14 protein-coding genes are annotated in these 12675 nt (G+C 40.7%); 4 read left to right on the top strand and 10 right to left on the bottom strand.

Annotated elements, in window-relative coordinates:
* The first annotated feature begins 84 nt into the window (after positions 1-84).
* On the top strand, positions 85-726 hold the full coding sequence (gene plsY, locus QZ114_RS00070; protein WP_295498121.1) for a glycerol-3-phosphate 1-O-acyltransferase PlsY: 642 nt from the start codon (positions 85-87) through the stop codon (positions 724-726).
* Between the two features lie 37 nt (positions 727-763).
* Here plsY and QZ114_RS00065 read toward each other — a convergent pair whose 3' ends face one another.
* From QZ114_RS00065 to QZ114_RS00030, 8 genes are all read right to left on the bottom strand, one after another.
* A complete protein-coding gene (locus QZ114_RS00065) occupies positions 764-1720 on the bottom strand; it encodes an ABC transporter permease (RefSeq protein WP_295498118.1) in 957 nt (318 codons plus the stop codon).
* A gap of 2 nt (positions 1721-1722) precedes the next feature.
* Entirely contained in the window at positions 1723-2781 is a 1059-nt protein-coding gene (locus QZ114_RS00060) for an ABC transporter permease (protein ID WP_023942990.1), read from the bottom strand.
* Positions 2774-4309 (bottom strand): ABC transporter ATP-binding protein, encoded by a 1536-nt coding sequence (locus tag QZ114_RS00055; RefSeq protein WP_295498112.1) that lies wholly within the window; start codon positions 4307-4309, stop codon positions 2774-2776. The genes QZ114_RS00060 and QZ114_RS00055 overlap by 8 nt, the downstream gene beginning before the upstream one ends.
* A 143-nt stretch (positions 4310-4452) precedes the next feature.
* Positions 4453-5505 (bottom strand): BMP family protein, encoded by a 1053-nt coding sequence (locus tag QZ114_RS00050; protein WP_295498110.1) that lies wholly within the window; start codon positions 5503-5505, stop codon positions 4453-4455.
* A gap of 89 nt (positions 5506-5594) precedes the next feature.
* Positions 5595-5984: a cytidine deaminase gene (locus QZ114_RS00045; RefSeq protein WP_261031454.1), complete on the bottom strand. Its 390-nt coding sequence runs from the start codon at positions 5982-5984 to the stop codon at positions 5595-5597.
* The gene (deoC, locus tag QZ114_RS00040; RefSeq protein ID WP_295498103.1) at positions 5971-6633 is read right to left on the bottom strand and encodes a deoxyribose-phosphate aldolase; all 663 of its coding nucleotides are present in this window, start codon (positions 6631-6633) and stop codon (positions 5971-5973) included. The genes QZ114_RS00045 and deoC overlap by 14 nt, the downstream gene beginning before the upstream one ends.
* Positions 6634-6652: 19 nt before the next feature.
* Positions 6653-7930, bottom strand: coding sequence for a pyrimidine-nucleoside phosphorylase (locus QZ114_RS00035; RefSeq protein WP_295498098.1), 1278 nt, complete (start codon positions 7928-7930; stop codon positions 6653-6655).
* Entirely contained in the window at positions 7927-8517 is a 591-nt protein-coding gene (locus QZ114_RS00030; protein ID WP_295498095.1) for a class I SAM-dependent methyltransferase, read from the bottom strand. The genes QZ114_RS00035 and QZ114_RS00030 overlap by 4 nt, the downstream gene beginning before the upstream one ends.
* A gap of 171 nt (positions 8518-8688) precedes the next feature.
* On the opposite strand from QZ114_RS00030, the gene coaA reads away from it, so the two are divergent.
* The 3 genes from coaA (at position 8689) to QZ114_RS00015 (ending at position 10478) form a co-directional block, all read left to right on the top strand.
* A complete protein-coding gene (gene coaA / locus QZ114_RS00025) occupies positions 8689-9609 on the top strand; it encodes a type I pantothenate kinase (protein ID WP_295498092.1) in 921 nt (306 codons plus the stop codon).
* Positions 9610-9676: 67 nt separating this feature from the next.
* Complete coding sequence (gene rpsT / locus QZ114_RS00020) at positions 9677-9913, top strand: 30S ribosomal protein S20 (protein ID WP_001274000.1); 237 nt, start codon at positions 9677-9679, stop codon at positions 9911-9913.
* 52 nt (positions 9914-9965) lie between these two features.
* Positions 9966-10478, top strand: a complete 513-nt coding sequence (locus QZ114_RS00015; RefSeq protein WP_295498089.1) for a DNA topology modulation protein — start codon at positions 9966-9968, stop codon at positions 10476-10478.
* A 227-nt stretch (positions 10479-10705) separates the two neighbouring features.
* Here QZ114_RS00015 and QZ114_RS00010 read toward each other — a convergent pair whose 3' ends face one another.
* The gene (locus QZ114_RS00010; RefSeq protein ID WP_295498085.1) at positions 10706-11437 is read right to left on the bottom strand and encodes an NAD-dependent protein deacylase; all 732 of its coding nucleotides are present in this window, start codon (positions 11435-11437) and stop codon (positions 10706-10708) included.
* A gap of 155 nt (positions 11438-11592) precedes the next feature.
* Entirely contained in the window at positions 11593-12303 is a 711-nt protein-coding gene (deoD, locus tag QZ114_RS00005; protein ID WP_295498082.1) for a purine-nucleoside phosphorylase, read from the bottom strand.
* Positions 12304-12675: the final 372 nt, after the last annotated feature.

The following is a 12675-nucleotide window of genomic DNA, read 5'->3' as shown; positions in this document are numbered from 1 at the left end:
TTTGCAAAATTTTTCTTTCTCCGCTGTGACAATTTCAGAAGAGATTCTCTGCCTTTCTTCTCCTTTTCATGATATAATAGGAGTATGATTACAATAGTTTTATTAATCCTAGCCTATCTGCTGGGTTCGATTCCGTCTGGTCTCTGGATTGGACAAGTATTTTTTCAAATCAATCTGCGCGAGCATGGTTCTGGTAACACTGGAACGACCAATACCTTCCGCATTTTAGGCAAGAAAGCTGGTATGGCGACCTTTGTCATTGACTTTTTCAAAGGAACCCTAGCAACCCTTCTTCCGATTATCTTTCATCTGCAAGGCTTTTCGCCTCTTGTCTTTGGACTTTTGGCTGTTATTGGCCATACCTTCCCTATCTTTGCAGGATTTAAGGGTGGTAAGGCTGTCGCAACCAGTGCAGGTGTGATTTTTGGATTTGCGCCTGTCTTCTGTCTCTACCTAGCAGTTGTTTTCTTTGGAACCCTCTATCTTGGTAGTATGATTTCACTATCTAGTGTCACTGCATCTATCGCAGCTGTCGTCGGAGTTCTACTTTTCCCACTTTTTGGATTTATTTTGACTCATCATGATCCTATCTTTATTGCAATCATTCTAGCTCTTGCTGGTTTGATTATCATTCGTCATAAGGATAATATCGCACGTATCAAAAATAAAACTGAAAATTTGGTCCCTTGGGGATTAAACTTAACCCATCAACATCCTAAAAAATAAAACGCCAGTTCGTTCTGTACTGACGTTTTTTATATGCTTATTTTGATTTGATATAGTTGATACCATCTGCTTTTGGTGCGACCGCTTTTCCAAAGAATGCTGCCAAGACAAGAATTGTCAAGACATAAGGTGCGATTTGAAGGTAAACCGTAGGCACTCCTTGCAGGAACGGCAATTGAGATCCGATAACAGCCAAACTTTGTGAAAGTCCAAAGAAGAGACTAGATAGCATGGCTCCGATTGGATTCCATTTTCCAAAGATCATTGCAGCAAGAGCGATAAATCCAGGTCCAACAATAGTTGTTACTGAGAAGTTAACTGAGATTGATTGAGCATAAATCGCTCCACCAATTCCACCTAGGAAACCTGAAATGATAACCCCTAAATATCTCATTTTGTAGACATTGATTCCCAAGGTATCCGCTGCTTGAGGGTGTTCACCGACAGAGCGGAGACGAAGACCAAAGCGAGTCTTGAAGAGGATAAACCAAGCAAAGAATGAGAAGGCAATCGCGATATAACCTAGCAGACTTGTTGACTTGAAGAAGATATCGCCGATCACTGGGATATTTGCCAAGACTGGGAAATCAAAGCGTCCAAAAGTCTGACTTAGATTGTCGGTTTGTCCTTTGTTATAAAGAACTTTCACTAAGAAAACAGCCAAGGCAGGCGCCATCAAGTTCAAAACCGTACCGCTGACAACATGGTCTGCACGGAAATGAACCGTCGCTGCTGCGTGGATGATAGAAAAGATTCCCCCTACCAATCCTGCAACTAACAAAGATAACCATGGAGTTGCTGCTCCAAATTGTTCTGCAAATTCAAGGTTAAAGACAACTCCAGAAAAGGCACCCATAACCATAATTCCTTCAAGGCCGACGTTTACCACACCACCACGTTCAGAGAAAACACCACCGATACTTGTAAAGATGAGGGGTGCTGAGTAAATCAGCATAGAAGACACCAAGAGGGTGAGCAAGGTTGTAATAGACATCTTTACTTACCTCCTTTAACTTGTTTTTTCGGTTTGACAAAGCGTTCGATAAGGTAATGAACACTGACAAAGAAGATAATAGACGCTGTTACAATGCTAACAAGCTCAGACGGTACCTGCGCCGCATTCATACCTGGGGCTCCAACTTGGAGAACACCAAACAGGAAGGCTGCAAAGAGAATACCAATTGGTGAGTTGGCCGCAAGCAGACTAACTGCCATCCCGTTAAATCCAACAGCTAAAGACGCCCCTTGAACATAGACGTTCTGGAAGGTTCCCAGACCTTCAACAGCTCCACCAAGACCAGCCAAGGCACCTGAGATAATCATTGAGAGGATAATCGTTCTTTTTGCAGAAATACCAGCATATTCTGAAGCATGTGGATTAAGACCAACCGCACGGATTTCAAAACCAAGAGTCGTTTTCTTGAGCATGAACCAAATAACTGCAACAGCAATAATGGCAAAGAAAATACCAATATTCATCCGTGAGTTACCAGTCAACTCAGCCAACCAAGGGGTCTGATAGGTTGCATTAGCCCCAACACGAATGGTCGAATCTGTACTTTGCATGAAGTCTTTAGGGAAAGCATGGATAAAGGCATTTCCTACATACAAGACAATGTAGTTCATCATAATGGTTACGATAACCTCTGACGTCCCCAGATAGGCTCTCAGAATACCTGGAATCGCGCCGACAATTCCACCAGCAATCAAGGCAATCACGATAGTTGCTAGAATCATCAAGGGACGGGGCATATCTGGATGCGACAAGGCAAACCAACCACTGAGAATCCAACCAGCCAAAGCCTGACCAGGAAGCCCTACGTTAAAGAAACCTGCACGACTGGCAACGGCAAAACCAAGACCAATTAAGACTAGAGGACCCATAGCACGGAAGATTTCTCCAATCCCACGTAGACTACCAAAGGCTGTATAGAACAATTCTTCGTAGCCCCAAATAGCATCATAACCAAAGATCCACATGACAATGGCTCCAAGTAAAATTCCTAGGAATACAGAAATCAAGGGAACCGAAATTTGTTGTAATTTTTTAGACATCACTCTTCTCCTTTCCCAAGTTTCCACCAGCCATCAAGACACCAAGTTCTTGTTTATTGGTTGTTTCTGGTGATACAATACCTTGAATCTTACCATCGTGGATAACGGCAATACGGTCTGAGACATTTAAAATCTCATCTAATTCAAAGCTGACAACAAGGACAGCCTTGCCATTATCACGCTCTTCAATCAAGCGCTTGTGGATATATTCAATGGCACCGACATCCAAACCACGAGTTGGCTGGCTGACGATAAGGAGATCAGGATCACGATCAATTTCACGAGCAATAATTGCTTTTTGTTGATTTCCTCCTGAGAGTGCAGCTGCAGGAACAAATTCACTGGCAGCACGAACATCAAACTCTTCCATTAGCTTTTTAGCATAAGAAGTAATATTTGAATAGTTCAAAATTCCATTTTTACTATGTGGTTCTTTGTAGTAGGTTTGAAGGGCAATATTTTCAGAAATCATCATTTCCAAAATCAAACCATCACGGTGACGATCTTCTGGAACGTGCCCAACACTCAACTCTGTAATCTGACGTGGGTGCAAGCCTACAATTGAATCTCCTTTTAGCTCAATGCTTCCAGATTCAACCTTGCGAAGACCTGTGATGGCTTGAATCAGTTCAGACTGACCATTCCCATCAATCCCCGCAATACCAACAATCTCTCCAGCACGAACATCCAAGGACAGATTTTTCACAGCTGGAACACCACGGTTTTCATTGACCACCAAATCTTTGATTGACAAGACCACTTCTTTTGGTTGAGAGGCTTGTTTCTCTGTTTTAAAGGAAACAGAACGTCCTACCATCATTTCTGCCAAATCAGCATTAGTAGCCCCTGCAATTTTGACGGTTTCAATTGATTTCCCACGACGGATAACTGTAACGCGGTCAGAAACTGCGCGAATCTCGTCCAACTTGTGGGTGATCAAGATAATTGATTTTCCTTCTTTGACAAGATTTTTCATAATAGCCATCAACTCCTCAATTTCTGATGGAGTCAAAACAGCCGTTGGTTCGTCAAAAATCAGGATATCAGCTCCCCGATAGAGGGTTTTTAAAATTTCTACACGTTGTTGGGCTCCAACTGAGATATCTGCCACCTTGGCAGAAGGATCCACAGCTAAGCCATAACGTTCAGAAAGAGCCTTGATTTCTTTGCTAGCACCAGCGATATCTAATACACCATTTTTAGTCAATTCACTACCTAAAATGATGTTTTCAGCTACTGTGAAGGCTTCTACCAACATAAAGTGCTGGTGAACCATTCCAATTCCTAAGCTAGCTGCTTTAGATGGGGAGTCTAGGTTGACAACTTGACCGTTGACCACAATTTCACCACTAGTTGGTTCAAGAAGCCCTGCTAACATGTTCATGAGCGTGGACTTTCCAGCCCCATTTTCTCCTAAAAGTGCATGAATTTCACCTTTTCGTAGGTGCAGGTTGATGTTGTCGTTGGCAACAAATTCACCAAACACCTTGGTAATATCACGCATCTCAATGACATTTTCGTGTGCCATGTGCTCTTCCTTTCAGAGTCTTATTTTATTTCAATAAAACTTACTAATTTTTCTAGTAGCAAGCTTTACTGAGACAAAATGACTTTGTCTCAACTCTTAAAAAAGCGGCCGAGGGCCGCTTCCTAAGAAATGACTTCCATCCATTATTTTTCAGGAACTTTTACGCTTCCATCAAGGATTTTAGCTTTTGCAGCTTCAACAGCTTTTTTACCTTCTTCTGAAAGGTTTGTCACTGCCAAGTCAACCCCTTTATCTTTCAATGAGTAAACGATCACTTGACCGCCAGGGAATTCACCTTTTTCTGCCTTGTTAGAGATATCTTTTACAGTTGTACCAACTTGTTTCAAAGTAGATACAAGAACAAAGTTTGATTCTTTTCCATCTTTAGAAGTGTATTTACCTTCTGCTACTTGGTCACGGTCAACACCGATAACCCAAACTTTTTCATTTTCAGGACGGCTTTCGTTGAGTGATTTTGCTTCTGCAAGGACACCAGCACCTGTTCCACCTGCTGCTTGGTAAACAACGTCTGCACCAGCTGCGTATTGTGCTGCTGCAATTGTTTTACCTTTAGCCGCATCACCAAATGAACCAGCGTAATCAACTTGTACTTTGATAGATGGATCTACTGACTCAACACCAGCTTTAAATCCAGCTGCAAAACGTGAGATAACTTCAGATTCAATACCACCGACAAAACCAACTTGTTTTGATTTAGTTGTTTTAGCTGCTGCAACACCCGCAAGGTAAGCAGCTTCGTTATCAGCAAATGTTACGCTAGCAACATTCTTTTTATCTTTGATCACATCATCAATCAAGACATAGTTCAAGTCAGAGTGGTCTTTTGCTGCTTCTTCAACCGCATTGTGAAGGGCAAAACCAACACCGAAGATTAGGTTGTAACTTCCAGCCGCTTGTTGCAAGTTGTTAGCATAGTCAGCCTCACTTGTTGATTGGAAGTAAGTAAAACCTTTATCTTTTGAAAGATTGTGTTCTTTACCCCAGTCTTGCAAACCTTCCCAAGCTGATTGGTTGAATGATTTGTCATCAACACCACCAGTATCAGTGACGATTGCTGCTTTTGTCTTCACGTCAGAAGATGAAGCTGCGTTACGAGAAGAGCGGTTACCACATGCAGCAAGTCCAACTGCTGCCACTGCAACTAGACCAAGGCCTAGCCATTGTTTCTTGTTCATTACTGAACCTCCTAAATAAGATGTGCAACGATGTTGCAAGTATGGATTGATTGGCCACAAGGACCGTGCCACTCAGAGAGCGACTCAGACTAATTTAAGTCTGTAAAAGAGTATGGAAGTAACTCCCCGACCGTCATCTCGACCGTCGATTTATCTTTTGCGACTAAAGTCACTTTTAGATCTTGTTCAAAAAATTCAGCCATCACTTGGCGACAAGCACCACATGGTGAAATTGGTTTTTCAGTCTGTCCATAGACAATCAATTCTGAAAATTCTCTTTGACCTTCAGAAACTGCTTTAAAAATCGCTGTACGTTCTCCACAGTTGGTCAAAGAATAACTAGCATTCTCGATATTGACACCAGTATAAATACTACCATCTTTCGCAACTAAAACAGCTCCGACTGGAAAATGAGAATAGGGTACATAGGCTTTCTTGCTGGTTTCAATTGCTAGTTCAATTAACTCAGTAGTCGCCATTTGCCAATTCTCCTTTTAGAATTGCTACCCCAGCTGACGTTCCGATACGTGTCGCCCCTGCTTCCACAAAGGCAAGAGCATCTGCATAAGAACGAGCTCCACCAGCAGCCTTGACACCCATATCAGGTCCAACTGTTTCACGCATTAATTGAACATCTTCTATCGTAGCACCACCAGTTGAAAAGCCAGTTGAAGTTTTTACGAAGTCAGCTCCCGCTTTTTGGACCAATTGGCAAGCCACAACTTTTTCTTGCTCGGTCAGCAGGCAAGCTTCAATAATGACTTTCACTAACTTGTCACCACTTGCTTCCACTACTGCGCGAATATCAGATTCAACCAAATCAAGATTACCCGATTTGAGGGCTCCAACATTGATCACCATATCAATCTCATCAGCCCCATTTTGGATAGCTTCTTTTGTTTCAAAAGCTTTCACTGCTGAAGTTGTTGCTCCCAAAGGGAAACCTACCACAGTGCAGACCTTAACATCAGTGCCTTCAAGACCTTTTTTAGCATGTTCAACCCAGGTCGGATTGACGCAGACACTGGCAAAATCATAAGCTTTAGCCTCAGACAACAAACAATCAATTTGTTCTTCTGTTGCATCTTGTTTTAAAAGCGTATGATCAATATATTTATTTAATTTCATATTCGGATTCTCCTGCGGTTTATGAGATTATTTCTATAATTTCTCTTAAACTTTGCACGCTATCATTTATTTTAACATATTTTTGAAAATCTGTAACTAGCTGAGGAGAAATTTTTCCATTTGTGTATACTTTTGCAACAATTTCTCCCTTTTGAACGGAATCTCCAACTTTCTTTTCAAAAACAATTCCTGTTTCATAATCCAAGTCATCTGATTTAACAGCTCGACCTGCACCCAATCTCATAGCAAACAAGCCAAATTCCATAGCTGGAAGAGCTGAAACAACACCCGTTTCCTGGGCAGGAATATCCACTACATGGGCAACATTGACAGGCCGATAGAGATCTTCCAAGTCTCCACCTTGAGCTTTCACCATCTCCTCAAACTTAACCAGTGCTTGCCCATTTTCAAGATGTTGGCGAACTTCCTCCACTGTCTTGTCCACATTAGCCAAACCAAGCATGATTTGTGCCAATTCGCAGATAAAATGGGTAATATCCTGACGACCTTGACCTTGTAAAATCTCCAGTGCTTCAAGAATTTCCAGACGATTTCCAATAGCTCGTCCCAAGGGCTGGCTCATATCCGTAATCACTGCTACCGTCTTTCGACCAACTGCCTTCCCAAGATTTACCATGGTTTGTGCCAATTCACGCGCCTCAGCAACCGTCTTCATGAAGGCACCCTCTCCAACAGTCACATCTAGCAAGATAGCATCCGCCCCTGCCGCGATTTTCTTACTCATCACCGAACTCGCAATCAAAGGAATCGTGTCAACAGTTGCGGTTACATCACGGAGAGCGTAGAGAAGCTTATCCGCTTTGACAAGCTGATCTGATTGCCCAATGACAGATACTCCAATATCCTGAACCTGACGAATAAAATCTTCTTGACTACGTTCTACTTGATAGCCCTTAACGGACTCCAACTTATCAATTGTTCCACCCGTATGGCCGAGACCACGACCACTCATTTTGGCTACAGGCACACCAAAGCTAGCAACAAGAGGAGCCAAAATCAAGGTTACCTTATCACCAACACCACCGGTAGAATGCTTGTCAACCTTAACCCCATCAATAGCAGATAAATCAAACTCTTGACCTGTCTTGACCATCTTCATAGTTAGGTCAGAGATTTCTCGAGTCGTCATTCCTTTGAAATAAACAGCCATAGCAAAGGCAGACATCTGATAATCAGGAACAGTTCCTGACACATAGCCTTCTACCAGCCATTCAATTTCACCCGAAGTCAGTTCTTGACCATCACGTTTCTTTTGAATTAAATCAACTGCTCTCATTGGTTCACACTTCTAAGGATATAGTATCCCTTATCTTTTTTTACGATTTCACAATTGCCAAACACATCTTCCATCTTGGACTTAGCACTTGGAGCTCCTTGTTTTTTCTGGATAACAATTGTCAAATCTCCACCAATTCCTAAGAAGTCTTTACTTTTTTCAATGATTTCATGAACCACTTGCTTACCTGCACGAATAGGAGGATTGGAAATGACATGGTCAAATTTTCCTTTAACTTGTTCATAAATATTGGATTGAAAAATCGTCGCTTCTACCTTGTTTCGTTCAGCATTTTTCCTAGCCAAGTCCAAGGCACGATTATTAATATCGACCATGGTCGCCTGAACTCCGTAAGCCTTAGCTAAGGACAAACCCAAAGGTCCGTAACCACAGCCTACATCTAGGACAGTTTCTCCTTGGTTGACCTCAAGACACTTGAGCAAGAGTTGACTTCCAAAGTCAACCATCTTCTTGCTAAAAACACCCGCATCCGTCAAAAAGGTCATTTTCTCTCCCAACAAGTCCACTCTCAACTCATGAATGTCGTGAGCAGCGTCAGGATTTTCTGCATAATACATTTTACTCATGAAACTATTTTACCATAATTTTACGAATTATTAAATCGTTCTGAAGTAATTCAACACTACTATAGAGTTTGTCTAAAAGATTTCAAGGAAAGAGACTTCTTCATACAGATTGGGGATGTTTTTAGGTCCAAAATATGCTATACTAAGATATCAAACACGAAAGAAAAACACATGACCAACGAATTTTTACATTTTGAAAAAATCAGCCGCCAGACTTGGCAATCTTTACATCGAAAAACAACACCTCCTTTGACAGAAGAGGAATTAGAATCCATCAAAAGCTTTAATGACCAGATTAGTCTACAAGATGTTATCGATGTCTATCTCCCCCTAGTCCATCTCATCCACATCTATAAGCGTACCAAGGAAGATTTAGCCTTTTCAAAAGGAATATTCCTGCAACGTGAAAGCAAATCCCAACCTTTTATCATCGGTGTTTCAGGTAGTGTTGCCGTTGGAAAATCAACAACCAGCCGCCTGCTTCAAATTCTGTTGTCACGTACACTAACTGATGCAAAAGTTGAATTAGTCACTACGGACGGATTTCTCTATCCTAACCAAATCTTGATTAACCAAGGGATTCTAAACCGCAAGGGATTTCCCGAAAGCTATGATATGGAAGCTCTCCTTAACTTCTTGGATCGCATTAAAAATGGCCAAGATGTGGATATTCCTGTCTATTCTCATGAAGTCTACGACATCGTCCCTGAGGAAAAACAAAATGTCAAAGCTGCTGATTTTGTCATTGTTGAAGGGATTAATGTCTTTCAAAATCCACAAAACGAACGTCTCTATATCACTGACTTCTTTGACTTTTCCATCTATGTTGATGCTGCAGTTGATGATATTGAGAGTTGGTATCTTGACCGTTTCTTAAAAATGCTGAGCCTAGCCCAAAACGACCCCGATAGCTACTACTATCGTTTTACTCAAATGCCGATTGGGGAAGTGGAATCCTTTGCCCACCAAGTCTGGTCTAGCATCAACCTTGTTAATCTACAAGATTATATTGAACCAACCAGAAATCGAGCTGAAGTGATTCTTCATAAAACAAAGAATCATGAAATCGATGAAATTTACTTAAAAAAATAATTTCCCCTTGTCAAAACCTAAGTTTTCAGATATAATAGTATAGTTAGTAAATATGGAGGTAAGAACATTGGCAAACATTAAATCAGCTATCAAACGCGCTGAATTGAACGTTAAACAAAACGAAAAGAACTCAGCTCAAAAATCAGCTATGCGTACTGCTATCAAAGCTTTCGAAGCAAACCCATCTGAAGAACTTTTCCGTGCTGCTAGCTCAGCTATCGATAAAGCAGAAACTAAAGGTTTGATTCACAAAAACAAAGCAAGCCGCGATAAAGCTCGTCTTTCAGCTAAACTTGCTAAATAAGAAACAGTCCATAGAGGCTGTTTTTTTATCTCCAAATAGGAAAGAGTAGAAAATGAAAATCGCAATTATCGGATATTCTGGTGCTGGTAAGTCAACGCTAGCTGAAAAGTTATCTCTCTACTACTCCATCCCAAAACTTCACATGGATACACTCCAATTTCAACCTGGTTGGCAAGACAGTGACCGCGAATGGATGTTGACCGAGATGAAAAACTTTCTCACCAAGCATGAAGCTTGGGTCATCGATGGTAATTATTCTTGGTGCTATTACGAGGAAAGAATGCAGGAAGCTGACCAAATCATCTTTCTCAATTTTTCGCCATTAACCTGTCTCTTTCGAGCCTTTAAACGGTACCTCACATACCGAGGCAAGGTCAGGGAAAGTATGGCAGCTGGTTGTCAAGAACAATTTAATTGGGAATTTATCAGATGGATTCTCTGGGATGGTCGAACAAAAAATGCTAAGGATAGATACCAATACTTAAACAATACTTATCCAGAAAAGATGCATATTCTCCATTCTCAAGCAGAGATTGATTGTTTTTTGCTATCTTTAAAAAAGTAAACAATATAGTAGCATTTCATTAAAATCAGCATGCACTGATTGACTAAAAGGAAGTTTTTCATCCAGAAAGTCTTCCTTTTTCCTTTTATTCAACAATTAAAAATAACTCGAGCAATTTATAAATCAACAATAAAATTCCCCTAGAAATGAAGAGAATCTTGTTCATAGTTTCTGAGTTCGTGATACAAAAAAACTGAAGGAAGTATAGTCCTACTTCTTTCAGTTTTTTATTGTCTCAATTTAGAAAAAACTTCTCCAATCTTACCTTCTATAACTAAATCAGCTTGGCTGTCTTGAGGAGTGCTGGACTTGTTGATAACGACAAGATTTGACCCTGAAAAATAATTGATTAGGCTAGCTGCAGGGTAAACAACTAAGGAAGTTCCACCAATGATCAACAAATCTGCTTGCTCAATGGCTCGAGCTGCGTGGCTAAAAACAGCCATATCAAGTGATTCCTCATAGAGTGTTACATCGGGCTTAACCACCTTACCACAGTCCAAACAATGCGGAACTGAACCCTTCAAAGCCAAAAAAGCAGCCAAATCATAAAAACGATGACAACCAAGACAGTAATTTCGGTCCGCACTCCCATGCAGTTTAAAAACTTTTTTAGCACCAGCCATTTCGTGAAGACTATCGATATTTTGTGTCACAATAGCCCGCAGCTTACCCATTTTTTCTAAAGCTGCAAGATAAATATGGGCTGCATTGGGTCTTGCTTCTGGATAAATCAGATGTTTCTTGTAGAAATCAAAAAATTCTTCAGGATAACGCTCAAACATAGTTCTAGATACAAGCTGCTCTGCTGTAAAATGGCGCTTCAATTTAAGATTATAAACACCATCTGAACTACGAAAATCAGGGATATTTGACTCGGTGGAGACACCTGCTCCTCCGAAAAAGACAATTTTTTGACTCCTATCAATTAGGTCTTGTAATTGTTCTATTTTATCCATCCTCTTCTCCTTGTATCTCATCTTCTAAAAAAGTTGAAAACCAATCGCTCCTAGGAGACTGATTTTCAACTTGATCTTTATTGTTCCTTAAATATTTGTGATTAAATCATTTGAATCAAACTTAGAAATGACCCTATTTTAAATTAATCCGACAATTAGTCAGCAATCAAGGTCTCTAATCCAACCTTCATCATATCGGTAAAGGTATTTTGACGTTCTTCTGCAGTCGTGTCTTCATCTGGATTGACCAAACTGTCAGAAATAGTCATGATGGCAAGAGCATCAACCTGATGTTGAGCTGCCAAATAATAGAGTGCTGCTGCTTCCATTTCCACAGCCTTGACCCCCCATTTACCCAGTTCGATATTTTTTTCAAAGTAGTTCGAGTAAAAGACATCTGATGACAAGACATTTCCAACGTGGGTAGTCATTCCAAATTCTTTTGCAATGTGGTAAGCCTTGTCCAGCAAGTCAAAACTTGCAATTTGTGGGAAATCATAGAGTGGCCAGTCATTGCGGATAATATTTGAATTAGTAGCTGCTGCTTGAGCCAAAACCAATTCACGGACATGGACATCTTCGTTTAAGGAACCAGCAGTTCCCACACGAATCAATTTCTTAACACCGTAATCAACAATTAACTCACGCGCATAAATCGAAATAGATGGCATCCCCATCCCAGTCCCCATGACAGAAACACGGTGCCCCTTGTAAGTACCAGTGTAACCAAACATGTTACGCACTTCATTAAAACAAACAGCATCTTCTAGGAAATTCTCAGCAATAAACTTAGCACGAAGAGGATCCCCAGGAAGAAGAATTTTATCAGCAATTTCACCCTGCTGAGCAGCAATATGGATAGACATAATTTATGATACAAAGAGCGACAAGAAAACGACTGAAAATTAGGAATCTGACGAGAAATCCTGATTTCTCAGTCAGATTATCTATTTTCCGAGTTTTCCGCTCGTGTTCAAATTAGAACACACGCTCTACCTTTCTGTTTTTATATTCAGGATAGCGACAGAGAACAAAGTAAAAATAGGAAACTGACGTAGCATCGATGATGCTAGACAGTTTATCTTTTTTACACAGTTCTCCGCCCGTATTCAGTTCAATGAATACAGTTAACCCATCCTTTCTTTATTTTATGAAGATTAGAGAGCGACAAGAAAACGACTGAAAATTAGGAATCTGACGAGAAATCCTGATTTCTCAGTCAGATTATCTATTTTCCG

The sequence above is a fragment of the uncultured Streptococcus sp. genome (assembly GCF_901875575.1).
Taxonomy (GTDB): Bacteria; Bacillota; Bacilli; order Lactobacillales; family Streptococcaceae; genus Streptococcus.
Note: the sequence above shows the minus strand (reverse complement) of the source record. Positions and strands in the feature narration are given on the sequence as shown.

Bases quoted from the DNA above. Each gene is read 5' to 3' on its own strand.
- plsY (WP_295498121.1), top strand. From the start codon at position 85: ATGATTACAATAGTTTTATTAATCCTAGCCTATCTGCTGGGTTCGATT.
- QZ114_RS00065 (WP_295498118.1), bottom strand. From the start codon at position 1,720: ATGTCTATTACAACCTTGCTCACCCTCTTGGTGTCTTCTATGCTGATT.
- QZ114_RS00060 (WP_023942990.1), bottom strand. From the start codon at position 2,781: ATGTCTAAAAAATTACAACAAATTTCGGTTCCCTTGATTTCTGTATTC.
- QZ114_RS00055 (WP_295498112.1), bottom strand. From the start codon at position 4,309: ATGGCACACGAAAATGTCATTGAGATGCGTGATATTACCAAGGTGTTT.
- QZ114_RS00050 (WP_295498110.1), bottom strand. From the start codon at position 5,505: ATGAACAAGAAACAATGGCTAGGCCTTGGTCTAGTTGCAGTGGCAGCA.
- QZ114_RS00045 (WP_261031454.1), bottom strand. From the start codon at position 5,984: ATGGCGACTACTGAGTTAATTGAACTAGCAATTGAAACCAGCAAGAAA.
- deoC (WP_295498103.1), bottom strand. From the start codon at position 6,633: ATGAAATTAAATAAATATATTGATCATACGCTTTTAAAACAAGATGCA.
- QZ114_RS00035 (WP_295498098.1), bottom strand. From the start codon at position 7,930: ATGAGAGCAGTTGATTTAATTCAAAAGAAACGTGATGGTCAAGAACTG.
- QZ114_RS00030 (WP_295498095.1), bottom strand. From the start codon at position 8,517: ATGAGTAAAATGTATTATGCAGAAAATCCTGACGCTGCTCACGACATT.
- coaA (WP_295498092.1), top strand. From the start codon at position 8,689: ATGACCAACGAATTTTTACATTTTGAAAAAATCAGCCGCCAGACTTGG.
- QZ114_RS00015 (WP_295498089.1), top strand. From the start codon at position 9,966: ATGAAAATCGCAATTATCGGATATTCTGGTGCTGGTAAGTCAACGCTA.
- QZ114_RS00010 (WP_295498085.1), bottom strand. From the start codon at position 11,437: ATGGATAAAATAGAACAATTACAAGACCTAATTGATAGGAGTCAAAAA.
- deoD (WP_295498082.1), bottom strand. From the start codon at position 12,303: ATGTCTATCCATATTGCTGCTCAGCAGGGTGAAATTGCTGATAAAATT.